We start from the raw sequence: 25,453 nt of genomic DNA on the forward strand, positions 1-25,453 counted from the left end.
AGATCCCGGTGTGGCGCTGAGATGCACGGCCATCCCTATTCAGACTCGGGATGGACTTCGACCTTGGCCTTCAATTTCTGGCCGGGTTTGAAGGTGACCACGCGGCGTGCGGTGATGGGGATCTCTTCGCCCGTTTTCGGATTGCGTCCGGGGCGCTGCTTCTTGTCGCGCAGGTCGAAATTGCCGAACCCGGAAAGCTTTACCGGATCGCCCTCTTCGAGCGCGTTCTTGATCTCCTCGAAAAACTGGTCGACCAGCCGTTTGGCGTCTCGCTTGTTCAAGGCCAGCGTGGTCAATAATTTTTCCACCAGTTCGGCTTTGGTCAGCGCCATGATCAATCCCTCAATTTGGCCGAGAAATCTTGTGACAAGCGGGCCAATACGTCGCTTACCAGCGTATCGACGCGGGCATCGGTGAGCGTTTCGGTCTTGTCCTGAATGACCAGACCCAGTGCCACGCTCTTCTTGCCGGATTCCACCCCCGGCCCTTGATAAACGTCGAACACGAAAGCCTGCCGGATTAACCGAGGGTCCAGGGCCCGCACGGCCTCCAGCAATCCGCCGACCGGGACGGCCTGATCGACGAGCACCGCAAGATCCCGGCGAACCTGCGGGAATTTGGACAAGCTGGCGAAGCGGGCGACGGGCCGGGTGAGCAAGGGTTCCTGGGCGAATTCGAACAGGAAAACCCGGGCGTCGAAGCCCAGTTCGGCCTCCAGACGGGGGTGCAGCATGCCCAGCCGGCCCAGCGCCTGCCCGGCCAGCCGGATTTCGGCGTTCTGGCCGGGATGCAGCGCCGGGTGCGATCCGCGCACGAACTCCACCGCGCTTTCATGCCCGGCCAGGCGGAATATGGCCTCCACGTCGGCTTTGAGATCAAAGAAATCCACCGATCGGGTTTTCTCGCCCCACTGTTCCTCGTGTGCGCCGCCCAGCACCAGGCCGGCCAGCGATTTTTCCTGTTTGATCCCTCCGCCCGTCCGGGTAAAGCGCAAACCGGTCTCGAACAGGCGCACCCGGTCTTGCTGACGGTTGAGGTTCTTCAGCGCCGCATCGAGCAGTCCCACCCACAGGCCCGTGCGCATCACCGCCAGTTCGGACGAAATCGGGTTCTTCAGGGCGATGCTTTCCAAATCCGGCTCGACCCGATGCTGCAAGCCATCGTCCACGAAGCTGTAAGTGATGGCTTCCTGGTAGCCGCGATCGACCAGCAAGTCCTTCACGCGCTCGATGTCCAACTTGGCCTCCGAGGTCGGCTGGAGTTGGATATGACTGGCGGGGCTGCGCTTGGGTATGTTGTCGTAGCCGTAAACCCGGCCGATTTCCTCGATCAGATCGGCCTCGATGGCGATATCGAAACGGAAGCCGGGCGGCGTCACCGTCCAGCCGTCCGCTTGCCGTTCCGGCTTCAAACCGAGCCGGCTCAGCAGGCGCTCGGTTTGATCCTGGGGGATGCTCAGCCCCAGCAGCCGCTCGACGCGTTCGGCCCGCAGGACGATGGGCGCTCTGACCGGTAGATGGCGCTCGGATTCGGCGGCGACGATGGGGCCGGCCGAACCGCCGGCTATCTCCAGCAGCAACTCGGTGGCGCGCTCGATGGCGCGCCGCTGCAATTCGGGATCGACTCCGCGCTCGTAGCGATGAGAGGAATCGGTGTTCAAACCGTAGCGGCGCGCCCGACCCATGATGGCCGTCGGAGAGAAAAACGCGCATTCCAGGAAGATGTCGGTGGTCGCATCGCTCACCGCGCTATCCGCCCCGCCCATGATGCCGGCCAGGGCCAGGGGTCGCTTTTCGTCGGCGATGACCAGCACGTCGCTTTCCAGTGCAACTTCCTGATCGTTGAGCAGTTTCAGGGTTTCGCCCGGCACGCCGTAGCGCACCCGTATGCCGCCCTGCAGCTTGGCCGCATCGAAGGCGTGCAAGGGCTGGCCGAGTTCCAGAAGGATGTAATTGGTCGCATCGACCACCGGCCCCAGCGAGCGCAAACCGGAACGCCGCAAACGCTCGCGCAGCCAGATCGGCGCGGCCGCCTGCGGATTCACCCCGCGTATCAACCGGCCCAGGTAGCGCGGGTTGGCCTCGGGTGCCTCGACCCGCACGGGGAAGGTGGCGTCGATGGATACCGGACTGGATGGCTGATCCGGTGCGGGCAGGTCGATTCCGTTCAGCAAGGCCACTTCGCGGGCCACGCCCTCCACGCTCAGGCAATCCGCCCGATTGGGGGTGAGATCGACTTCCAGGCTGACGTCGTCGAGTTGCAGATAAGCGCGCAGGTCGGCACCGACCGGAGCGTCGGACGGCAGAGCCAGCAAGCCGCCCTGCCCTTCCTCCAGACCCAGTTCACGGGCCGAGCAAAGCATGCCGAAGGATTCCACGCCGCGCAGCTTGGACTTGCCGATCTTCATCCCGCCGGGCAGCACCGCGCCTTCGACAGCCAGAGGCGCTTTCATGCCGACGGTGACGTTGGGCGCCCCGCAGACTATGGTCAGAGGCGCCTCGCCCCCGGCCGCGACCTGGCACACGCGCAAACGGTCGGCCTGGGGATGTGGCTCGACCTCCAGCACATGGCCGACCACGACACCGCGGAATTCGCCAGCCACCGGTTCGACCGCGTCGACTTCCAGGCCCGCCATGGTCAGTTGTGCGACCAGTTGCTCCGTCGTCACGGGGGGATGAACGTAAGTTCTTAGCCAGGCCTCGCTAAAGCGCATGGGTTATGCTCGTCTCTATGGGAAGGTTCAGGAGGTCCTGAACTGGTGCAGGAACTTGAGATCGTTCTCGAAAAACAGCCGCAGATCGTTGATGCCGTAGCGCAGCATGGTGAGACGCTCCACGCCCATGCCGAAGGCGAAGCCCGAATAGCGCTCGGTGTCGATGTCGACGAAGCCGAACACCCGCGGGTGGATCATGCCGCAGCCCATCACCTCCAGCCAGCCCGTATGCTTGCAGACCCGACAGCCTTCGCCGCCGCAGATCACGCATTCGATGTCGACTTCGGCCGACGGCTCGGTGAACGGAAAGTAGGATGGCCTGAAACGGACCTGGATGTCTTTCTCGAAAAACAGGCGCAGGAACTCGTACAAGATGCCCTTGAGGTCGGCGAAACTGACCTGCTCGTCGACCAGGAAACCCTCGACCTGATGGAACATGGGCGTGTGGGTCAGGTCGGAATCGCAACGGTAAACCCGGCCCGGCGCAATCACCCGAAACGGCGGCTCCCCGGCCTGCATCACCCTCACCTGCACGGGCGAGGTATGAGTGCGCAGCAGGGTGTGTTCGTCGAAATAAAAGGTATCGTGCATCGCCCGCGCGGGGTGCGACGCCGGGATATTGAGGGCTTCGAAATTGTGGTAGTCGTCCTCGATCTCGGGACCCTCGACGACCTCGAAGCCGACATTGCCGAACAAGCGGGCGATGCGCCGAAGCGTCAGGGTAACCGGATGCAAGCCGCCGCCAGTCTGGCCGCGACCGGGCAGGGTCACATCCAGGGTCTCGCTCGCCAATCGCGCATCGAGAGCCGCCGCCTCCAGTTCGAGCTTGCGCGCTTCCAGCGCGGTCTGAAAGGCATCGCGAGCCTGATTGACCGCCTGTCCGACGACGCGGCGCGACTCGGGGTCGAGCGATCCCAGCGCTTTCATGCGCTCGGTGAACAAACCTTTCTTGCCGAGGTATTCGACGCGAACCTGGTCCAGGTCCGGCAGGCTGAGGGCGTCTGCAAGCTGCTGACGAGCCTGACTGAGTATGTCTTCAAGGGTAGCGGTCACTGCCCTGCTCGCACGGGAATAATAGGAGGGAAGGGGAAGCCTCGCGGGCTTCCCCGGGGATCACGAAGCGGGATCAGGCCGGGCGGGCCAGCTTGGCCAGTTCGGCAAAGCCTTCCTTGTCGTGCACGGCCAGATCGGCGAGCACTTTGCGGTCCAGGTCGATGGAAGCCTTTTTCAGGCCATCGATGAAACGGCTGTAGGACAAGCCATGCTCGCGGGCCGCCGCGTTGATACGGGCGATCCACAGCGCGCGGAACTGGCGCTTCCGTTGACGACGGTCGCGGTAAGCATACTGGCCGGCCTTGATGACGGCCTGCTTGGCAACGCGGTAAACGCGGCTGCGCGCACCGTAATAACCTTTCGCCTGCTTGAGAACTTTTTTGTGCCGGGCGTGGGCGGTAACGCCACGTTTCACTCTGGGCATGGACTATCCCCTTAAACTTAAATAGGAACTTCTAAAATGGATCAGGCGTAGGGCAGCAAACGCGTTGCGCTCTTCACGTCCGAGGCATGCAACAGGCCCGGAGCGCGCAACTGCCGCTTACGCTTGGTGCTCTTCTTGGTCAGGATGTGACGGCGGTGCGAGTGGTTGGCCTTGAAGCCGCCGGAAGCGGTCTTGCGGAACCGTTTCGCCGCGCCGCGATTGCTCTTTATCTTGGGCATTGTCTAAAACTCCAATTAATCAGGATTTTTTCTTTTTCGGCGCAAGCGTCATGCTCAACTGCTTGCCTTCCAACTTCGGAAACTGCTCGACGAGTGCATGTTCCTGCAAGTCCGTCTCGATCCGCTTCAGCAAATCCATGCCCAACTCGCGATGGGACAATTCGCGGCCACGAAACCGGACGGTGATCTTTGCCTTGTCGCCGTCGCTCAAAAAACGGATCAAATTCCGCAGCTTGATCTGGTAGTCGCCTTCGTCGGTGCCGGGGCGAAACTTCACTTCCTTGATATGGATCAGCTTCTGCTTCTTCTTGGCCGCCGCCAGCTTCTTGGCTTGCTCGAAACGGTACTTGCCGTAGTCCATCACCCGGCATACCGGTGGTTCGGCGGTGGGAGAAATCTCCACCAGGTCCAATTCCGCCTCGTAGGCGATTTGCTTGGCTTCCCGGCTGGATAAGATGCCCAACTGAGCCCCGTCCGGACCTATCAAACGAACCTGAGGGTAATAGATTTCGTCGTTAAGGCGTGGCTCTTTTTTGTCGTTCGCAGTGATACCCAAATCCTCCAAGCAAAATTTACGCGCTAATCGTTCGACTCGCGGCTTCGTCAACCAGTTTTCGTGCTATTTCCGGCAGAGCATAGGAGCCGAGATCGACCCCTTTCTGCGTGCGCAGCGTCGCGGTTCGCGCCTCGACTTCTTTGTCGCCGACGATTAGAAGATAAGGCACCCGCAGCATCGAATGGGCTCGGATTTTAAAGCCGATCTTCTCATTTCTCAAGTCGGTCGCCACTCGCAATCCGTGTCCTTTCAATTCCTTAGCAATTTCTTCTGCGTATTCAGACTGTTTATCGGTGATATTCAGCACCACCACCTGGGTCGGCGCGAGCCAGAGCGGGAAATATCCCGCGTAATGTTCAATCAAAATGCCGATGAAGCGCTCCATGGACCCCAGGATGGCCCGGTGCAGCATGACCGGGGTCAATTTGGCGCCATTTTCGGCAACATAAGTCGCCCCGAGTCGCTCCGGCATGGAAAAATCGAGCTGTATGGTGCCGACCTGCCAGACGCGGCTCAGACAATCCGTGAGGGAGAATTCGATCTTGGGACCATAGAAAGCGCCTTCGCCGGGCTGCAATTCCCACTTCAAGCCCTTATCATCCAGCGCCTGCTGCAAGGCGGCCTCGGCTTTGTCCCAAACCTCCTCGGCCCCCACCCGCTTTTCCGGCCGAGTCGAAAGCTTGATCAACACCTCATGAAAACCGAAATCGGCGTAAACCTTGTGCAGCAGGTCGATAAAAACCGAGACCTCATCCTGTATCTGATCTTCCGTGCAGAAGATATGCGCATCGTCCTGAGTAAAACCGCGCACCCGCATGATTCCGTGCAGGGCGCCCGACAATTCGTTGCGATGGCAGGACCCGAATTCGGCCAAGCGCAGCGGCAAGTCGCGGTAGCTCTTGAGGCCCTGATTGTAAACCTGCACATGACAGGGACAATTCATCGGCTTGATGGCGAAATCGCGCTCTTCCGACTGGGTAGTGAAGATGCCGTCCTTGAATTTTTCCCAGTGCCCCGATTTTTCCCATAAGGCGCGGCCGACTACCTGCGGCGTTCTTATTTCCTGATAGCCATTGTCCGCGAAGACCTGACGCATGTACTGCTCGATCGTCTGCCACAGCACCCAGCCGGCCGGGTGCCAGAATACCATGCCCGGAGCTTCTTCCTGCTGGTGAAACAGGTCCAGCGCTTTGCCGATCCTGCGGTGATCGCGTTTTTCCGCCTCTTCCAGACGATGCAAATATTCCTTGAGATCCTTCTTGTCGCCCCAGGCGGTGCCATAGATGCGTTGCAGCATCTCGTTATTGGAATCGCCCCGCCAATAGGCGCCGGCGATCTTCATCAGCTTGAAGGCCTTGAGCTTACCGGTATCCGGTACGTGCGGCCCACGGCAGAGATCGGTGAACTCGCCCTGTGTGTACAGCGACAAATCCTCGTTGACCGGAATCGACTCGATGATCTCGGCCTTGTATTCCTCACCCAAGCCACGGAAGAAACGGACGGCTTCGTCGCGCGGCAAGACGCTGCGCTTGACCTCCAGCTCAGAGGCGGCCAATTCCTCCATCTTCTTCTCGATGGCTTCCAGATCCTCCGGCGTGAACGGCCGCTCGAAGGCGAAGTCGTAATAAAAGCCGTCCTCGATCACCGGACCGATGGTCACCTGTGCCGTGGGATACAGGGATTTGACGGCCTGCGCCAGCAAATGGGCCGTGGAGTGGCGGATGATTTCCACGCCCTCGGGGTCACGCGCCGTCACGATGGCTACGGCGGCGTCCCGATCAAGCTCGGTCGAAAGGTCGACCAAACGGCCATCCACCTTGCCGGCCAGCGCGGCACGAGCCAGACCCGCACCGATGGACTCGGCCACCTGGCGCACGCTGACGGCATGATCGAATTCACGCCGAGAACCATCGGGAAGGGTGATTACAGGCATCGCTGAAAACCCGAGAAAGTGACGGGAACAAAAAAGCATCGCCAGGCGATGCTTTCGAATTTGGTAGGCGCGATTGGACTCGAACCAACGACCCCCACCATGTCAAGGTGGTGCTCTAACCAACTGAGCTACGCGCCTGCTGATCGTTTGTTGAGCGAGCATTATAAGCGACTCTCTCAACAAAGGGAAGCCTTTTATCCCCTATTTTCGGCATTCAGCAAAAAGGACGACCTTCGACAGGCGCTCGACGGCCGATACCCGTCCTTCCTAGGCGCTTTTGCGCCGACCTAACCCGGCCAGCGTGAAGCCCGCGAACATGGCGATGACGAACACCACCACCGACGTTTGCCCGGTAACCAGCGACATGAGCGCCGGCCCGGGACAATAGCCGGAAAGACCCCAGCCCGTGCCGAAAAGAACGGCCCCGGCCAGTAATCGGGCATCGATTCGGCTTCGCTCCGAAATATGAAATCGGTCGGCCAGTATCGGGCGACTTCGCTTCAACACCCGGCGGAAAGCGATCAGACCCACGCCGACCGCGCCCCCCATCACGAACAATAAAGTCGGATCCCAGGTACCGGCGACATCCAGAAATCCGATGACCCTGGATGGCTGAGCCATGCCAGCCAAGCCCAAGCCCAAAGCAAACAGCCAGCCGCAGAAGAAAGCGCTCAATAAATTCATCGCCGATCATGCTCCTGCATGACGGACCACATAGACGGTCACCATGCCGGCCACGATAAAAGCCCCCGTCGCCACCAGCGACCGCACCGATAGCCGAGACAAACCGCAGACGCCATGCCCGCTGGTGCAACCGTTGGCCAAGCGCGCCCCGTATCCGACCAGGAGTCCGGCGACGGCGATCTGCCGCAAAGGGACAGGCGGCGCGGAGCCCAAGCTTTCCGGATAAGCGAGGATAAGACTGCCTCCTCCCGCCAACAAACCGGCAATAAACAAGGCTCGCCAGCCGAAATTACCGTCCCTGGATGTCAGCAGACCAGCCGCGATATTGCTGATGCCGGCCGTGCGACCGTTAAGAAGCAGAAACAAGGCAACGGCCAGACCTATCAGCAAGCCGCCGCAGAGCGCAGAAATCACAACGGTGAGATCGAAATTCATAAATCGGGCACGGTTGATCAAATAATCAAGGAGTTACAAGCACATAGGACCGATATCGCTCCGGTCCATGGCGATATGGAGATACGGGCTTCGCCCCCTCGGCTCTCCTCGCATACGGTCCATGCCATTTGACTATACAATCCTGGCATATTCCTCCGAAAATAACTTATTGGATTTTTTTTGAGTCAAAAAATATAACGCCACATCGCGTACCCCATAGTGGTCTTGCGGTTCGGCGATTCAGGCGAACCGGCCTGTCGCCGTACCAGCAGACGCTGACCACGCGCCCGGCCGGACCTCGAGTTCGCATCGGTGACAAATTCGGTGGCCGCCATCATCACGCCACCAGGCCATACATCACTAAGCACTCATGCGGCCGTAAACCAATTTTCTCCCGTCCTGCCTGTCGAGGTCACCCGCCTCAACATAAAAAAGCCCTGCATCCCGGTCAGGATGCAGGGCTACACGTTGGCTCCATTCACATCATCTCAGCCAGTTCACCCGCAATATCCGCTCCTCCTCCTGATAACGGAAATCGAGTTGCCCCTGATAGGCGTGATGCAAGGCCTCGCCGACTCCGCGAGCCAAATGCGGATCGGTGAAGGTAATCGTGAGTCCATCCCCCTCGGTCTCGATAGCAATGATGCGCTTGAGCGGATGTTCGGCCTTTTCGCGCGCCTCCTGGTTGTGAACCAGATGCAGGATCTCATCCTTATGCGTGAGCAAAAACTCCCCGCCCAACGTGAGAAACCCTGCCGGACATTTGTCGCGCACCCGATGGCACGCGGGGCAGGTTTCCTGATGGGCTCCGGCTTCCGCTTCGCCCCATTGCCAGCGGCCGTGCCGGTAGATTGCGCCGCAATCCGGACAGACTGCCGGCTCGGGCAATTTGCTCTTGGACTTATACGTATCGTGCACCCATTCCTGCAAAAGCCGGTCGTGCCGGCCCGGATGGGATGAGTCGGGAACATGAGTTTCAGCAGTCATTACACGACCTCCTCTAATAGAAGCCGTCGGCCAGTGCCCTCCGGGTCGCCGCACCGGCGGCGCATGTCGCGCCTCGGCGGACTCTTCCGCCATAACCTTGCGCATCCGTTGCGAGCATAGGCCCACGGAACGGATACAGCAAGGCGACTCTCAGTCTTCTGATACAAGGTCTGCCGGAACGGCCACACCCGACTGCCCAGCCGGACGCAACGCCGGCGAGTCTATTCGAAGCGGTATACCACCTGAGCGGAAACCGAGTCTTCCGACAGGCGGTTGGTGATCTGGGTGCCGGGAACTGCCTGATTGATGGCCGGGTAGCCGGGTCCGCCATTGCTGATGAAAGGACCCGATTGGGTATTCTCGAATGCGTGGTAATAGGCCACGTTCAGTTCGAGAGCCGGCGTCACATTGAATCCGGCACCCGCGGTCAGGTGATGCTGCACGATGGCGGGCGCGAACACGTTGAAGAACTGCTGGTTCGACGGTATCGGGTTATCGCTGTAGTTGTAGCCGGCCCGCAAGGTGAAGCGCGAATTCAGCTTGTACTGGGCGCCCAGGGAAACGGCCCAGATATCTTCCCAGCCGAAACCTCGCACATAGGGACCGGAGCCGGCGTTGGCGAAATTTTTCTCCTGGAAACCCTCGGTATTACGGTAGTTGATCCATTTCAAATCGGCCGCCAGGGTCAGATCTTCCACCGGCTTGTAGCTCAGGCCCGCGCCCACGATCAGCGGATAGTCCAGCCGGAATGTGTATTTGGCGGGTGCGCCGTTGGGATATTGCGAATTCCAGCCAAAATCGTTGAACCATTGCGGGCTCTTGAAGCTCAGCCCCAGGCTGAGGTTGGGCAGCACTTTATATAGCGTCCCGACGGTAAATCCCTGACCCCAGGCGCTGGCGGAATGCGATCCGCTGGGATATCCGGACGCGTTGGGAGTGGTCGCCGGCCAGGGATCCACGCTGAGCGAGGCCCAATCCAGATTGAAACCCAAACCTACCGACCAGTCCTGGTTAATCTGGTAAGCCACCGAAGGGGTCAACTGGAGCAACTGATAGTTGGAGTAAATGGAGCCGAATCCATTCTGGCTCTGGGGCAAGCCGAGCGGATTGAATTGCCCGCTGGCATTGGCCTGATCGGCCGGATAGTCCACGCCGAAACCGCCGATGCCGACTGCGGAAAAGCCGAAAGTCCACGGCGTCTGCGTCTTGTAGACCAACGCGAAACTGGGAATCACGGCCTCTCGCGTCTTGCTGTCCAGGGTGCCGGAAACGGCGCCGTTGTAGGCCGAGGCGGTATAACTGCGTTCCGGCATGAAGAGTTCGGCCCCGAACTCGATGGAGCTCTTCTCCAGAAACGAAATCGATCCCACATTATTGAAGTTGGAGCCGGTCGCATCGATCGCGGTGGCGATGCCCGCCCCGCCCATGGACTGATTGACCGCACCCACGCCATGCAACACATGGCCATTGGTCGCCCACGCCGACCCTGCAGACATCGCGGCCAATACAACCGACAAAGGCATCGCCCGATTCAGATTAAAACTACCCACTGTTCGCTCCCGATTTGTCGAAATGGGCTCCGCGCAAGCGCGGCTCACCCGAGGTTCTTATGAGGATTTAGCTTAGGGTGCGAACTATAGTGGGTGCTTATATTCTAATTCAAACAATTATCTATAATTAATAATTCTTTTATGTTCTAAAAAAATCTTGACGCTTACGGGAAGCACGACATGTATGCCCCGCAGGAACCGGAAGCGCCACGTGTGAGCAATCTCTTGGCTCTAAAGATAAGCCTTCAATTGTGGCGGCACGGTACGGCGGACGAGGCGGTTTTTGACGTCCCATTCATCGATATCCTCCGGCTTGTTCAGGAAGCGGGTTTCCTTCCCGGTCAGCAAAGCCAGGGGCACTCCGGATCGGTAGAGCAATCGGTTTCCGGGCTGGGCCGGCAACTTGGGTCCGGGCGTGACGATGCCCACCAGATTGAGCGGATCGACGGCGCTGAGCGCGCAGTAGTCGTCGGCCGCGTCCTGCTTGCGCACCGCGCGCAAGGCGGCAACCGCTTCCGGCTGCGCATATTGTTCGCCGAACTGACCGGCAACGAAGCGTCCGCCGCGGATCTCCCCGCGCGCTTCCATGCGCCGGTAGACCCGCACCAGTTCCATCCACGGCGGCGCCGCGCTCTCGCGCGTCAGCAAGGCACGGAACACCACGCCGTAGCGGCGCAGCAGGACGCCGGCCATGTGCTCCAGTCTTACATTGCGCTCCGCCTCGTCCGCTATGACCGGGCTACTCATCAGAGACCAGCGTCCCGCGTCCTCGATGCCGAAGGGGTTGATGCCGCGGTAGCGTCTTTTCTTGTCTTCCGGCACCAGCAGTGCCCGCAGGCCCTTGTAACTGTCGGCGTTGGCCAGCCCCTTGGCAGCCAGTTCGGCCAGGGCAGTTTCCACCTGGGTCTTGAGCAGGCCGGACTGCTCCGCCAGTTCCTCGAAAAACGAGGCTCCCAGGCTAGCCAGAACCTCCCGGACCCTAGAGGCCGCCGTGGACAGCTCGGCCTCGCCTCCGGTGGCCGGCGAACGCCAGATTGCCAGGCGCCGGCGCGGTAACAAGGCGATGGGCGAGGACTTGACCGGCGCCTGCGCGGAAGAGGCAGGGCTCAACCGCGTCCAGACGTACTTGCCGGACAGGCACAAGGCATCCAGCCAGGCCGGATCGTAGCCCGCAAGGCGGGCCGGCAGAATCTCGCTTTCCCAGGCGACCGCGGCGGCTTCGTAACCCTCCAGTTGATCCAGCACGGCCGCCAGCGCGTCCGGCCCCTCGGCGCGTGCATCGGGGCTCAGCCGCTGCCAGCGGAACAGGAAGCGCATGAACTCCGCCCCACTCACCGGCTCGATTTCCTCGCGCAGCCGCTGCAAGGTATAGCGATGGATGCGCGCCAACAGGCCGCGCTCGCACCATTCCTGCTCGCTGCCGCCCGGCGTGAACTGGCCGCGCAGGATGCCGCCCTCGCTTTCCAGCCTCAACAGGGCCACATCGATGGCCGATGCCGGCAGGGCCAGATCGGCAGCGAGCCAGGCTGCCTGAACGGGTCCCAGCACGGCGAGTCGTCCGCGCAGGATGTCCACCAGGGCGGCTTCGGGCTCCCAGATCTGATCGTCGAGAGTTTTAGGCAGGTGCAGGGCCGGTTGCGATGTCCGGCCCGGATAAAGCACGCGAAATTGCGGCCAACGCTCGGCAGCCAGCCAGAGCGACACGCTCGTCGCCATGCCGTTCGATAGCGGCAAAACCGCCGCCCTGCCTTGCTCCACCAGCTTTTGGAAATAGCCGGACCAAGGACCGGTTTCTCTCGGGGCGACGAGGAAGCCGGTCGCCCGTAGGGCATCGTGCAGTTCTTCCGCATCGCGCACTTCCGGCCAGGCCTCCGCGCGGACCCGGTCCAGCGCGGCCGGGTCCAAACGGCCCAGATCCCCGGCCTGCGCCGGGTCCAGCCAGCGCCGGCTGGCCACGGCGCGGGTGCGGCGCTCCTCCAGTGGCGCACCGTCGAGAAAACTGTAGACCCGGCTGTTGACGATCTCCGCCGCCAGCGGCGAAGGTTCGACCAGATCGCGCGCCACCACGCGGATGGAACCGCTCTCCAGGCCCTCGATCACCTCGATCAGACGGTCGATGTCCATCGCCTCGCTCAGGCAGTCGGTCAAAGTCTGCTGCACCAGGGGATGATCGGGGATCTGGCGGTCGCCGACGATGTTTTCGAAGCAGGCAAGCTGGTCCGGGAAGACCGTGGCGACCAGATCCTCGGCCTGCATGCGCAGCAGATAGGGCGGCGTCTTGCGCCCGCCCTGGAAGCGCTTGAGCGCCAGGGCGCAGACTGCGTTCCAGCGCCAGCGCACGGTGAACATGGGCGCATCCAGCAGGGCCTGGATCAGCAGATCGCGCACCGTTTTGGCGTTGAGATAACGGGCGACCTCTTCCAGAGGAAAGCTGTGGATACCGGTCAAAGATAAAATCACAGCATTCTCGGTCGCCGCCGCCTGCAGCTCGAAATTGAAGCCGCGGCAGAAACGCTTGCGCAAGGCCAAGCCCCAGGCGCGGTTGAGGCGGGAGCCGAAGGGCGCATGGATGATGAACTGCATGCCGCCAGACTCGTCGAAGAACCGCTCGAACACCACGGTATCGAAACTGGGCATGGCGCCCAGCGTGGCATAGGCGGCGGCCAGGTAATTCACCGCCTGTCCGGCCGCTTCGGCGGAAACGTTCAGCGTGCGCGCCAGCCAGTCGGCGACGCTATCCAAGCTAAGCTGGGATGATGATCCCAGCGTCTGCGTATCGGCCTGCTGGGATACGCTGCGCTCATCCCTGCCTACGCACCGCTCGGCGATCTCCACCCTCAGCCGCGACAGCGCCAGCGACAGTTCGTGCGTGCGGCCCGGCGCCTCGCCCAGCCAGAAGGGGATGCTGGGTGGCTGGCCCTGGGCGTCTTCGACGCGCAGCACGCCGGCGTCCAGCTTGAGCAGACGCCAGCTGGTGTTGCCGAGCTGGAAGACGTCGCCGGCCATGCTCTCGATGGCGAAATCCTCGTCCACCGTGCCGATGAACTCGCCGGCAGGCTCCAATATCACGCGGTATTCCGCGTTGTCGGGTATGGCCCCGCCGCAGGTGAGCGCCGTCATTCGTGCCCCGCGTCGCGCGCGCAGCTTGCGGTTTATGCCGTCCCTATGCAGATAGGCCGACCTTATCCCGCGCCGGGTGTGGTAACCCTCCGCCAGCATCTGCACCGTGTCCTCGAAATCCTTGCGGCCCAGATCGCGGTAAGGCCAGGCACGCCGCACCCAGGCATAGAGTTCGTCCTCGTCCCAATCTTCGCAGGCGACCATGGCGACGATTTGCTGGGCCAGCACGTCCAGCGGATGCGGCGGGATGTGCAGCAAATCCAGCTCGCCGCGGCGTATCGCGTCCAGCAGGGCCAGACACTCGATCAGTTCGTCGCGGCTGGTGGGGAACAATCGCCCCTTGGGCACTCCGCCGGCAAAGTGACCGGAGCGGCCGACCCGTTGCAGAAAAGTGGCGATGGCGCGGGTGGTTCCGAACTGACAGACCAGATCCACCTCGCCCACGTCTATGCCCAGTTCCAGGGAGGCCGTGGCGACCAAGGCCTTGAGCTTTCCCGACTTGAGGCGGCTTTCCGCGTCCAGGCGCTGTTCCCGCGCCAGGCTGCCGTGATGCGAGGTGATGTGTTCCTCACCCAGACGCTCGCTCAAGGCGCGGGCCAGTCGCTCGGCCATGCGCCGGGTGTTGACGAAGATCAGCGTGGTGCGGTGCGCCTCGATCAGCGCCGCCATGCGGTCGTAGATCGACTTGGCCGCATCCTGCGACAGCACCGCCTCCAGCGGCGCGTCGGGCAATTCGATGGCCAGGTCCAGGCGGCGCAGATGGCCGGTGTCCACGATGCGGCAGTCCATCCCGCCGGTGAGGAAACGGGCGACCTCTTCGATGGGCTTCTGGGTAGCGGACAGGCCGATGCGGTTGAGCGGCCTTTCAACCAGGCGCTCCAGCCGCTCCAGCGACAAGGCCAGATGCGCGCCGCGCTTGCTGCCCAGGATGGCATGGATCTCGTCGACGATGACGGTTTGCACCGTTTTGAGCATGCGCCGGCCACTCTCGCTGGTGAGCAGCAGATAAGCCGACTCGGGCGTGGTCACCAGGATATGCGGGGGGTGTTTCAGCATCGCGGCCCGCGCCACGGCGGGTGTATCGCCGGTGCGCACCATGGAACGCAGGGCGACTTCGCCGTGCCCCCGTTCGAACAGGCGACGGTTCACGCCGTCCAGCGGTTGTTCCAGGTTTTTGTGGATGTCGTTGCTCAAGGCCTTGAGCGGGGAGATGTAGAGCACATAGGTCGCCTCCCGGAGCTCGCCTCCGGCCGCCCGGCGCGCCAAATCGTCGATGGCCGAAAGAAAAGCCGCCAGCGTCTTGCCGGAGCCGGTCGGGGCGGCGATCAGCGCGTGGTGCCCCTCGGCGATGGCGGCCCAAGCCTGTCGCTGGCAGTCCGTGGGCGCCGGGAAAGTCTGCCTGAACCAGTCGGCAACGGCCGGATGAAACAAATCGAGGATCATGCGGTAGGAAATATCGGGTTAAGACTACAAGACGCGGAGCTCCGCACACCTCTGGTGCAGCACTCTTGAAATGCACCAAATAGATTCGGTCTCGTGCACGACCAATGCGCGCGACTCGCTCCAAAATCCAAGGCGTGCGGCTGAAATTCAAAATGGTCCGAATCTTGTAGCAAGTCGCCATCCATTTATCGAGGTATCACATGGAAACGGTAGACAACAGCGCCGACGTCTTGTTCATCCTGCTGGGCGCCATCATGGTGCTGGCCATGCACGCGGGCTTCGCCTTTCTGGAAGTCGGCACGGTGCGGCGCAAGAACCAGGTCAATGCCCTGGTCAAGATACTCTCCGATTTCGCCGTGTCCACCGTGGCGTATTTCCTGATCGGTTACTACCTAGCCTACGGTGTCCAGTTCTTCGGCAGCGCGGAACATCTGACCCAGCACCATGGCTACGACTTGGTCAAATTCTTCTTCCTGCTCACCTTCGCCGCCGCGATACCGGCCATCATCTCCGGCGGCATCGCCGAGCGCGCACGCTTCAACCCGCAACTGGCGGCGACCTTCGTCATCGTAGGCTTCGTCTATCCCTTGTTCGAAGGCCTCGCGTGGAACAAGAACTTCGGTCTGCAGGGCTGGCTGGAACAGGTTTTCGGTGCGGGCTTCCACGATTTCGCGGGCTCCGTGGTGGTGCACGCGGTAGGCGGATGGATCGCCCTAGGCGCCGTGATATTGCTGGGGCCGCGTCGCGGACGCTACCACCGCGACGGTGGCATGTCGGCGCATCCGCCCTCCAGCATCCCCTTCCTGGCTCTGGGAGCCTGGATTTTGACCGTCGGCTGGTTCGGCTTCAACGTGATGTCGGCCCAGACGCTGAACGCCGTCAGCGGCCTGGTGGCCGTGAACTCCCTAATGGCCATGGTGGGCGGCACCCTGGCGGCCTTGATGCTGGGCCGCAACGACCCCGGCTTTCTGCACAACGGCCCGCTGGCCGGACTGGTCGCCGTCTGCGCCGGCTCCGATCTGATGCACCCTATCGGTGCACTGGCGACGGGGGCCATCGCCGGCGCGCTGTTCGTCTATTTCTTCACGCTGACGCAAAACCGCTGGAAGATCGACGACGTGCTGGGCGTATGGCCGTTGCACGGTCTGGGCGGAACCTGGGGCGGCATCGCCGCCGGCATCTTCGGCCAGCAAGCCCTGGGCGGCCTGGGCGGGGTCAGTATTTTCTCGCAGGTCCTGGGCACCCTGACCGGCGTGTTCATTGCCTGTGCCGGGGGATTCCTGGTCTACGGCATGCTGAAATTCACCCTCGGCATCCGCCTGGATCCGGAGCAGGAATTCGAAGGCGCCGACCTCAGCCTGCACAAGATATCCGCCACCCCGGAAAAAGAAGCCGGCTGGTGATCAGCCCCCTCCCAATCGGGCATGCAGCCCCGAGCCGCGCTCCATGCGCCGGGCGATGGCCGCCCCCAGCACGGCCTCCGAGCCGTACAGGTTGAGCCGGGACTTGGCGCGGGTGACGGCGGTATAGATCAGCTCCCGGCTCAGCAAGGGTACGGGATGGTCGGGCAGAATGAGATGAACGTGCTCGAATTCCGAACCCTGACTCTTGTGCACGGTCATCGCATAAACCGTTTCGTGCGCGGGCAGCCGGGCCGGAGAAAAGGCCTTGAGAGGCCCCCGCTCATTCGGAAAGAAGACGCGCAGGGCCTGACCGCTCTCGGGATCGGGCCAAGTGATGCCGATGTCGCCGTTGTTGAGCCCCAAAGCCGGATCGTTACGGGTAATCATGACCGGCCGCCCCCGGTACCACTCGCCCAAGCCGTACCGGCTGGCCGTCAGCCGGCTCAGAATGCTTTCGACCGCGGGATTGACGGATTCCCCCCCCCTGCCCCCCTGGCGCAAAACGCACAAGATGCGAAAGGCGCCGTAGCGCGCCAAGGCCTCGGCTACCGTTACCGCCTGCAGGCAGGGCAGGATGGCGTCGCGCACGATGTCGGCCAACCAGGGCTCGAATTCGCCGGAAGCGGGCTTATGCCACTGCATGTCCTCGCTCTCCCGCAATACCGCGGCACAGGCCTCCGACTCGCCCCGCTGTATCGCTTCGGCCATGGCCGCGATGCCACTCCCCGCGGCAAAACGGCGAGGCTTGCGCAACTCCGCGAGACTGTCGCGGATGAGCGGCCCCGTCATGGTCGTTCGCGCCTCGAAGCCGCGTCCGGTCAGCACCTGCAAGCGCTCACTCAGTTCCGCCGAATAGCCGGCATCGCCGGCCGCCGCGCAGAGATCGCCCAACAAGGCGCCGACCTCCACTGGCGGCAGCTGATTGCGGTCGCCCAGCAGGATCAGCCGGCCCGATTCGGGCAAGGCCCGGAGCAACCGCGCCATCATCGGCAAATCGATCATCGAGGCTTCGTCGACCACCACCACGTCATAAGGCAAAAGATGGCCGGAATGGTAACGGCTGCGACTACGGCCGGGAAACGCCCCCAGCAAGCCATGCAGGGTACGGGCATTGCGGGCGGCCTCGCGTATGCGGGAGATGACCGGTTCGCTGCACGGCAGTCCTGTCGACAGCGCCGTTTCGATGGAATCGGCCAGCCGGGCCCGCGCCTTGCCGGTGGGAGCGGCCAGGGCGATGCGTGGCGCTTCGTCGGGCGACTGCTCCATCAACAAGGCCAGGATGCGCGTGACGGTATAGGTCTTGCCGGTACCCGGCCCCCCGCTGATGAGAGCGAATGATTTGAGCAAGGCCAAGGCGGCGGCGATTTGCTGCCGGTCCGCCTCCGTCCCGGAACTGCTATCGGCAAACAGACGCCGCAAGCCGTCCCTCAAGAGTTCCTCGTCCACGGCGGGCGATTTCGCCATCAAATCGCTCAGGCGAACGGCTATGTCGGTTTCGTAGCGCCAATAACGATGCAGATACAAGCGGCCGCCATCCAGTACCAGGGGAGCGTCTTTCCCCGGCTCGGCAACCAAGGCGCTTGCGCGCAACGTGTCCAACCACGCATCCAAAAGCGGCGCGCCGGGCAAACCCGGCAGGCTTGCTCGTCCGGCGAATTGGGCGAGTTCCAGACAGGTGTGGCCCTCGTTCAATCGCCGGCTGACGAGTATGCCCGCCAAGCGCACCGAGGGTTCCAGCTCCGGATCCAGGCGCCGCAAAAAATCGCCGAAAGCCAGGTCCAGCGCGCGGGGCCCCAAAGATTGATCGAGCAGGGTGTCATCGGATGGATACGACAAAGTGGGCGTCGGCATGTCACAAAGGGTTAAGGTTCGCGATGTTTACGTATATTAATAGGTATCCTCTCGTCCCCGCGCGCCCAAATCTCGGGCGGGTGCGTTGACAGTAGCCCGGCACGACAGTACTTTTATCCCCTTTTTTTGAATTTCGAGCGCGGTGCGGGCTTACAATCCGTTTGCAAAACGCTGCGAGCGTCCCATCACAGTCGCGCCGTAGCTTTACGAACACGTTCCCAGGCCCCCGCGGTCCCGGCCACACCCACGACACTCCTAAATAAATAATCCGCAAGAGCCCAGGATGGAAGAGTTCCAACGCATCAAACGACTACCGCCTTACGTCTTCAATATCGTCAATGAATTAAAGGCCAAGGAACGGGCTGCCGGCGTCGACATCATCGATTTCGGCATGGGCAATCCCGATCGGCCCACGCCCCAACACATCGTCGACAAGCTGGTCGAAGTCTCCCAGAAAGGCACGGCCCATCGATACTCGGTTTCCAAGGGCATACCGCGCTTGCGCCGGGCCATCTGCAACTGGTACCAGACGCGCTACGGCGTGGAACTCGACCCGGACACCCAGGCTATCGCCACCATAGGTTCCAAGGAAGGGCTGGCCCATTTGATGTTCGCCACCCTGGGTCCGGGCGACGCGGTGCTGGTGCCCAATCCGGCCTACCCCATCCATCCTTACGGCTGCGTGCTGGCCGGGGCCGACGTGCGCCATGTGCCCATGGTGCCGGGCGTGGATTTCTTCGCCGAACTGGAAAAGGCCATCAAGAACTCCTGGCCCAAGCCGAAGATGCTGATCCTCAACTTCCCGGGCAATCCGACCACCCAATGCGTGGAGTTGGAGTTCTTCGAGAAGGTCGTCGAGATGGCCCGCGAATACAAGATCTGGGTGGTGCACGATCTGGCTTATGCCGACCTGGTGTTCGACGGCTATGTCGCGCCCTCCATCCTGCAGGTGCCGGGCGCCACCGACGTCGCGGTGGAATTCTTCACCCTGTCCAAGAGCTACAACATGCCCGGCTGGCGCGTGGGCTTCATGTGCGGCAACCGTGAGCTGGTGGCCGCCCTGGCCCGCATCAAGTCCTACCTGGATTATGGCACCTTCACGCCCATTCAGGTCGCCGGCATTGCGGCGCTGGAAGGCCCGCAGGATTGCGTGGCCGAGATCCGCGACACTTACCGCGTGCGCCGCGACGTGTTGTGCAGGGGCTTGAACGACGCCGGCTGGGCGGTGACGCCGCCCAAGGCCACCATGTTCGTGTGGGCGCCGATCCCCGAACAATACAAGCACTTGGGTTCGCTCGAATTCGCCAAGAAGCTGATGCTGGAAGCCCAAGTCGCGGTGTCGCCCGGCATAGGGTTCGGCGAATACGGCGACGACCACGTGCGTTTCGGCCTGATCGAAAACGAACACCGCACCCGCCAGGCGATACGCGGCATCCGGGCCATGTTCCGCAAGGACAGCGCGGCCTAGTTTTCACATTCCTGCGGTACGCCGGACGTACCCTACCCTACGAACGACAAGAGGACAGCGCTTTGAAGCCCGTTAAAGTTGGTTTGCTCGGATTAGGCACGGTCGGCGGCGGCACCGTCAACGTATTGCGGCGCAATGCCGGTGAAATCACCCGCCGCGCCGGCCGGGAAATCCTGGTCACCCACGCCTCGGCTCGGGATTTGAGCCGTCCCCGAATCTGCGACACCCACGACATCAAGCTGAGCACAGACCCCTACGAAATCGTCAACGATCCGGAAGTCGAGATCGTGGTCGAACTGATAGGCGGTGAGCATCCGGCCAAGGAACTGATCCTGACGGCCCTGGAAAACGGCAAACACGTGGTGACCGCCAACAAGGCGCTAATCGCCAAGCACGGCAACGAGATCTTCGCCAAGGCCAGCGAAAAAGGCCTGATGGTCGCCTTCGAGCCGGCCGTCGCCGGCGGCATCCCCATCATCAAGGCACTGCGCGAAGGCCTCACCGGCAACAAGATCGAATGGCTGGCCGGCATCATCAACGGCACTTGCAACTACATCCTCACGGAGATGCGCGACAAGGGCCGCGACTTCGCCGACGTGCTGAAGGAGGCGCAGGCCCTAGGCTATGCCGAAGCCGACCCGACCTTCGATGTGGAAGGCGTGGACGCCGCGCACAAGCTGACCATCCTGGCCTCGATCGCCTTCGGCATCCCCTTGCAGTTCGACAAGGTCTACATCGAAGGCATTTCCGGCGTCACCCAACTGGATGTCGCCTATGCCGAGACCCTGGGTTACCGCATCAAGCTGCTTGGCATCGCCCGCAGGACCGAGAAAGGCATAGAACTGCGCGTCCATCCGACGCTCATCCCGGCACGGCGCCTCATCGCCAATGTCGACGGCGTGAAGAACGCGGTGCTGGTCGAAGGTGACGCGGTAGGTCCAACGCTTTACTATGGCGCCGGGGCCGGCGCGGATCCCACCGCGTCCGCCGTGGTGGCCGACATCGTCGACGTGGTGCGGACGCTCACCAGCGATCCGGAAAACCGCGTGCCTCATCTCGCCTTCCAGCCGTCGGCCATCTCCGACATTCCGGTGCTGCCCATAGAGGAAGTCGAAACAGCCTACTACCTGCGGCTGTCGGCGGAAGACAAGCCCGGCGTGCTGGCCGACATCACGCGCATCCTGGCCCAGCATCAGATCAGCATCGAAGCCCTGATCCAGAAGGAGCCGTTGACCGGCGAAACTCACATCCCCATCATCCTGCTCACGCACAAGGTGCAGGAACGCGAGCTGAATGCCGCCATCGCCGAAATCGAAGCCCTGGCGAGCATCAACAAGCCGATCAAGCGCATCCGCTTGGAGACTTTGGGTTAGACCGCATCCCCCCGGAGACGGGTGTATCGCATCGCCCGTCTCCATCAGCCATCGAACATCGCCATGAAATACATTTCTACCCGCGGCAAGGCCCCGGCCAAGACTTTTACCGAAATCCTGCTGGGCGGGCTGGCGCCCGACGGCGGCCTGTACTTGCCGGAAGAATATCCGCAAGTCAGCCGCGCCGAACTGGACGCCTGGCGTTCGCTGTCCTACGCGGACTTGGCGTTCGCGGTGCTGTCCAAGTTCATCACCGATATTCCGGCGGACGACTTAAAGGGCATCGTCGACAAGACCTACACGCCCGAGGTCTACCGCAACGCCCGTGCCGGCAGCGATACGGCCCAGATCACGCCCCTGCGGACGCTGGAGCCGGGCCTGCATCTTTTGGAGTTGTCCAACGGACCGACCCTGGCCTTCAAGGACATGGCCATGCAGTTGCTCGGCAACCTGTTCGAATACGTACTGGACAAGCAGCACGCGGAACTCAACATCCTCGGCGCCACCTCGGGTGACACCGGTTCGGCGGCGGAATACGCCATGCGGGGCAAGCGGGGCATCCGCGTGTTCATGCTGTCCCCGCACGGCAAGATGAGCGCCTTCCAGCGCGCACAGATGTATTCCCTGCAGGATGCGAACATCTACAACATCGCCGTCCGCGGGATGTTCGACGACGCGCAGGATCTGGTGAAGGCCGTGTCCAACGATCATGCCTTCAAGTCGCGCCACAAGATAGGCACGGTCAACTCCATCAACTGGGCCCGGGTTTCGGCGCAGATCGTCTATTACTTCAAAGGCTATTTCGCCGCGACGACCTCCAACGACCAGGACGTCGCCTTCTCGGTGCCCTCCGGCAATTTCGGCAATATCTGCGCCGGCCACATCGCCCGCATGATGGGCCTGCCCATCGCCCAGCTGATCCTGGCCACCAACGAGAACGACGTGCTGGACGAATTCTTCCGCACCGGCGTCTATCGTCCGCGCGGCACGGAAAATACTTATCAGACCAGTTCGCCTTCGATGGACATATCCAAGGCCTCGAATTTCGAGCGCTTCGTGTTCGATCTGGTCGGACGCGACGCCGCCCGGGTCTCGCGCTTCTGGAGCCGGGTGGACGCGGGTGGGGAATTCGACATCAAATCCACGGAATACTGGGATAGCCTGCCTGAGTTCCGCTTCGCCTCCGGCAGCAGCACGCACGCCGACCGCCTGACCACAATACGGGCAACCTGGGAAAAATACGGCGTGATGATAGACACGCATACCGCCGACGGTCTGAAAGTGGGGCTGGAGCGGCGCCGTCCCGGCCTGCCGCTCATCTGCCTGGAAACCGCGCTGCCCGCCAAGTTCGAGGAAACGATCGTCGAGGCCCTGGGGCGCAAGCCGGAACGTCCCGTGGGTCTGGAGAGCATAGAAAACCTACCGCAGCGCTTCGAGGTCATGGATAAGGACGTGGATCAGTTGAAGGCCTATATCGCCGCCCACGCGACGAGCGAACACACCGCCGGATCGTAAGCTGTCTCGCATGCTCCACCACCCCGTACCGAAAAAGATACTTCGCCGACCGCTCGCCCCCGAAATCGCCCCGTTTTCCCAGCTACCGTCGATTTTGCAGCGCGTCTACCGGGCACGGGACCTGACCAAGCCCGAAGAGCTCGATCGCACACTCGCCAGACTGCCCTCGCCACGGCTGCTGTCCGGTATGGACGACATGGTCGAACAGTTGGCGTGTGCCTTACGAGACAAGCTGCATATCCTCGTCGTCGCCGATTTCGACGCCGATGGCGCCACTAGCTGCGCGGTCGCCCTGTTGGGCCTGCAGGCACTGGGAGCGACACAGGTTTCCTACCTGGTGCCCAACCGGTTCGAGTTCGGCTACGGCCTGACGCCTGAAATCGTCGACGTCGCCGTTGCGCGACAACCCGACATTCTCCTGACCGTGGACAACGGAATCTCCAGCCTGGAAGGCGTGCGTACCGCGAAAAGCCAGGGGCTGCGCGTGCTGATCACCGATCATCACCTGCCCGGCGCCGAATTGCCGGAAGCCGATGCCATCGTCAATCCCAATATGCCGGGCGACTCATTTCCCAGCAAAAGCCTGGCAGGCGTAGGCGTGATGTTCTATGTGCTGATGGCCCTGCGGGCCCGCCTACGAGATGATGGCTGGTTTGCGCTGTCGGGCATAAGCGAACCCAATCTCGGACAATTGCTCGATCTGGTCGCCTTGGGCACGGTGGCCGACGTCGTGAACCTGGATCATGTCAACCGTATCCTGGTGCATCAAGGATTACGACGGATACGCTCGGGCGGCGCACGCCCCGGCATCAACGCCCTACTGGAAGTCGCCGGGCGCAAACCGGAGGCGATCAGCGCCGCCGACCTGGGTTTCGCCGCCGCGCCCCGACTCAACGCCGCCGGCCGCCTGGAAGACATGGGCCTGGGCATCGAATGCCTGCTGTCTGGATATCCCGACAAGGCACGCGAACTCGCCGTCCGACTCGACACACTGAACAAGGAACGCCGCGAAATCGAGGACCAGATGAAACGGGATGCTTTTGCGCTGCTCGACAATCAGCAACTCGCGTGCAGCCCCGAAGCACTGTCGGGTATCTGCTTGTTCGACCCGTCCTGGCATCAGGGCGTCATCGGCATACTCGCCGCCCGCCTGAAGGATCGCCTCAACCGTCCCGTCATCGCCTTCGCTCCGGCCGGAGAAGGCAGCATCAAGGGTTCGGCGCGCTCGATACCGGGCGTGCACATCCGCGACGTGCTGAGCGACATCGCCGCGCGCCACCCGGCATTGCTCAGCCGTTTCGGCGGCCACGCCATGGCGGCGGGACTCAGCTTAAGAAAAACGGACTACGAAGATTTCGCCGCGGTCTTCGACGAAGAAGTCGGCCGCCACCTGCAAGGCCTGGACCTCGCCCATGCCCTACACAGCGACGGCGAACTCGGAAACGAGGAATTACGCCTGGAAGCCGCCGAGCTGCTGCAAAACGCCGGCCCCTGGGGCCAAGGCTTTCCCGAGCCTCTCTTCGACGGTGAGTTCGACGTGGTTCAGGCCCGCGTGATCGGGGAAAAACACCTCAAGCTGGTGTTGCAAACCCCGGATCGGCAACGGTCGATAGACGGCATCGCCTTCTTCGTCGAACACCCGGAAAACTGGCTGGGCTGCCGGCGCCTCAAGGCCGCCTATCGGCTGGACGTCAACGAATTCCGCGACCAACGCAGCGTGCAGCTGCGAATCGAGTACATGGAAAGCTGCGGGGCGGACGCCTAGCCCGCGTCGTGCTCCCACAGCTCGGGACGCGGCGCGGCGCGATTCGGCATGTACTGCCCCCGGCCCAATGGGTAGCCCGCCTGCAAGGCCTCGAAGGTAAAGCGCTGAGCCGAGTAGGCTGCCGTTTCCAATGGCTGGCCCAACGCCAAAAAGCCTGCCAAAGCGGACGCCAAGGTGCATCCGGAACCGTGATAAGTATGCGGCAAGCGCGGCCAGGACCACTCCCGCGCCGTGTGGCCGTAAAGCCGGTTGATCACCACCTCTCCGGTGTCGTGCGTACCCGTAATCAGCACATTCTTACAACCGAGCCGTCTCAACTCTTCGGCGCATTCGTCAAGGGATTTGCGCCCCACCAATGCGCGGGCTTCTATCGTGTTGGGAGTGAGTACCGTCACCCGGGGAAACAGTTCGGCCCGCATAACATCCATCAGCTCGGCACGGGCCAAGGGCTTGCCGCCGCCCGCCGCCAGGATCGGGTCCAAAACGACGCAAGCATGCGGCAGACGACGAAGAATCTCGGCGACAGCTCTGGCGATGTCGGCGCTACCCAACAAGCCGATTTTTACCGAGACCGGTTGAATGTCGTTCAACAAACATTCTGCCTGGGCCATGAAGTCGCACTCGCGTTGCGGCCAAACGGCCTCGACGTTAACGGTGTCCTGGGAAGTCAAGGCCGTCACCACGGTCAACGGATGGCATCCGAGCGCCTTCAACGTTTCAATATCAGCCTGAAGACCAGCCCCCCCCGTGGCGTCGTGCCCGGATAAACAGAAAACGGTCCGTGTAGTCGCACTCATATAATCATTACCCTCGAACATCGTACTCACACCCCAAACAGCCGGCCTACAACATCTAACAGCTGATTGATGCACACCCACACTTCTCCAACATCTTGCGGCGGGAACCTGTCAAAATCTGAGATGGCCAAAGATTCGCCGACG

19 protein-coding genes and 1 tRNA gene are annotated in these 25,453 nt (G+C 62.1%); 5 read left to right on the top strand and 15 right to left on the bottom strand.

The annotated features are described in order from the left end of the window. Positions 1 to 35: 35 nt before the first annotated feature. From JWZ97_RS10425 to JWZ97_RS10485, 13 genes are all read right to left on the bottom strand, one after another. Positions 36 to 335 carry an integration host factor subunit alpha gene (locus JWZ97_RS10425; protein WP_240342580.1) on the bottom strand — a complete coding sequence of 100 codons (300 nt, stop codon included), beginning with the start codon at positions 333 to 335 and terminating at the stop codon, positions 36 to 38. After that, on the bottom strand, positions 335 to 2,713 hold the full coding sequence (gene pheT / locus JWZ97_RS10430; protein WP_205428652.1) for a phenylalanine--tRNA ligase subunit beta: 2,379 nt from the start codon (positions 2,711 to 2,713) through the stop codon (positions 335 to 337). The genes JWZ97_RS10425 and pheT overlap by 1 nt, the downstream gene beginning before the upstream one ends. 27 nt (positions 2,714 to 2,740) lie before the next feature. Beyond that, positions 2,741 to 3,766: a phenylalanine--tRNA ligase subunit alpha gene (pheS, locus tag JWZ97_RS10435; protein ID WP_205428654.1), complete on the bottom strand. Its 1,026-nt coding sequence runs from the start codon at positions 3,764 to 3,766 to the stop codon at positions 2,741 to 2,743. A gap of 73 nt (positions 3,767 to 3,839) precedes the next feature. Continuing rightward, a complete protein-coding gene (gene rplT / locus JWZ97_RS10440) occupies positions 3,840 to 4,190 on the bottom strand; it encodes a 50S ribosomal protein L20 (protein ID WP_205428656.1) in 351 nt (116 codons plus the stop codon). Between the two features lie 41 nt (positions 4,191 to 4,231). Then, positions 4,232 to 4,429 (bottom strand): 50S ribosomal protein L35, encoded by a 198-nt coding sequence (gene rpmI / locus JWZ97_RS10445; protein ID WP_205428658.1) that lies wholly within the window; start codon positions 4,427 to 4,429, stop codon positions 4,232 to 4,234. 19 nt (positions 4,430 to 4,448) lie between these two features. Then, positions 4,449 to 4,985 (bottom strand): translation initiation factor IF-3, encoded by a 537-nt coding sequence (gene infC / locus JWZ97_RS10450; protein WP_305799018.1) that lies wholly within the window; start codon positions 4,983 to 4,985, stop codon positions 4,449 to 4,451. 16 nt (positions 4,986 to 5,001) lie between these two features. Then, positions 5,002 to 6,918 (bottom strand): threonine--tRNA ligase, encoded by a 1,917-nt coding sequence (gene thrS / locus JWZ97_RS10455; RefSeq protein ID WP_205428662.1) that lies wholly within the window; start codon positions 6,916 to 6,918, stop codon positions 5,002 to 5,004. 61 nt (positions 6,919 to 6,979) lie between these two features. After that, a tRNA-Val gene (locus JWZ97_RS10460) sits at positions 6,980 to 7,056 on the bottom strand. A 129-nt stretch (positions 7,057 to 7,185) separates the two neighbouring features. After that, entirely contained in the window at positions 7,186 to 7,602 is a 417-nt protein-coding gene (locus JWZ97_RS10465; RefSeq protein WP_205428664.1) for a DUF6691 family protein, read from the bottom strand. A gap of 6 nt (positions 7,603 to 7,608) precedes the next feature. After that, a complete protein-coding gene (locus JWZ97_RS10470; RefSeq protein ID WP_205428666.1) occupies positions 7,609 to 8,037 on the bottom strand; it encodes a YeeE/YedE family protein in 429 nt (142 codons plus the stop codon). 483 nt (positions 8,038 to 8,520) lie between these two features. Further along, on the bottom strand, positions 8,521 to 9,024 hold the full coding sequence (locus tag JWZ97_RS10475; protein WP_205428668.1) for a BCAM0308 family protein: 504 nt from the start codon (positions 9,022 to 9,024) through the stop codon (positions 8,521 to 8,523). A gap of 221 nt (positions 9,025 to 9,245) precedes the next feature. Continuing rightward, positions 9,246 to 10,574 carry an OmpP1/FadL family transporter gene (locus JWZ97_RS10480; RefSeq protein ID WP_205428676.1) on the bottom strand — a complete coding sequence of 443 codons (1,329 nt, stop codon included), beginning with the start codon at positions 10,572 to 10,574 and terminating at the stop codon, positions 9,246 to 9,248. Positions 10,575 to 10,805: 231 nt separating this feature from the next. After that, complete coding sequence (locus JWZ97_RS10485; protein ID WP_205428678.1) at positions 10,806 to 15,137, bottom strand: DEAD/DEAH box helicase; 4,332 nt, start codon at positions 15,135 to 15,137, stop codon at positions 10,806 to 10,808. 200 nt (positions 15,138 to 15,337) lie between these two features. On the opposite strand from JWZ97_RS10485, the gene JWZ97_RS10490 reads away from it, so the two are divergent. After that, positions 15,338 to 16,540: an ammonium transporter gene (locus tag JWZ97_RS10490; RefSeq protein ID WP_205428680.1), complete on the top strand. Its 1,203-nt coding sequence runs from the start codon at positions 15,338 to 15,340 to the stop codon at positions 16,538 to 16,540. Here the strand turns inward: JWZ97_RS10490 and recD are convergent, their stop codons facing one another. After that, entirely contained in the window at positions 16,541 to 18,391 is a 1,851-nt protein-coding gene (recD, locus tag JWZ97_RS10495) for an exodeoxyribonuclease V subunit alpha (RefSeq protein WP_205428682.1), read from the bottom strand. It abuts the gene before it with no gap. 283 nt (positions 18,392 to 18,674) lie between these two features. Between recD and alaC the strand changes: the two genes are divergently transcribed. From alaC to recJ, 4 genes are all read left to right on the top strand, one after another. Next, positions 18,675 to 19,859 (top strand): alanine transaminase, encoded by a 1,185-nt coding sequence (alaC, locus tag JWZ97_RS10500; protein ID WP_205428684.1) that lies wholly within the window; start codon positions 18,675 to 18,677, stop codon positions 19,857 to 19,859. A gap of 62 nt (positions 19,860 to 19,921) precedes the next feature. After that, on the top strand, positions 19,922 to 21,232 hold the full coding sequence (locus JWZ97_RS10505; RefSeq protein ID WP_205428685.1) for a homoserine dehydrogenase: 1,311 nt from the start codon (positions 19,922 to 19,924) through the stop codon (positions 21,230 to 21,232). 63 nt (positions 21,233 to 21,295) lie between these two features. Continuing rightward, positions 21,296 to 22,747, top strand: coding sequence for a threonine synthase (gene thrC / locus JWZ97_RS10510; protein ID WP_205428687.1), 1,452 nt, complete (start codon positions 21,296 to 21,298; stop codon positions 22,745 to 22,747). A gap of 10 nt (positions 22,748 to 22,757) precedes the next feature. Beyond that, positions 22,758 to 24,512: a single-stranded-DNA-specific exonuclease RecJ gene (gene recJ / locus JWZ97_RS10515; RefSeq protein WP_205428688.1), complete on the top strand. Its 1,755-nt coding sequence runs from the start codon at positions 22,758 to 22,760 to the stop codon at positions 24,510 to 24,512. Here the strand turns inward: recJ and JWZ97_RS10520 are convergent. Next, entirely contained in the window at positions 24,509 to 25,330 is an 822-nt protein-coding gene (locus tag JWZ97_RS10520; protein ID WP_371822487.1) for a hydroxymethylpyrimidine/phosphomethylpyrimidine kinase, read from the bottom strand. The genes recJ and JWZ97_RS10520 overlap by 4 nt on opposite strands. Between the last annotated feature and the right edge of the window lie 123 nt (positions 25,331 to 25,453).

The sequence above is a fragment of the Methylococcus sp. EFPC2 genome (assembly GCF_016925495.1).
GTDB lineage: Bacteria > Pseudomonadota > Gammaproteobacteria > Methylococcales > Methylococcaceae > EFPC2.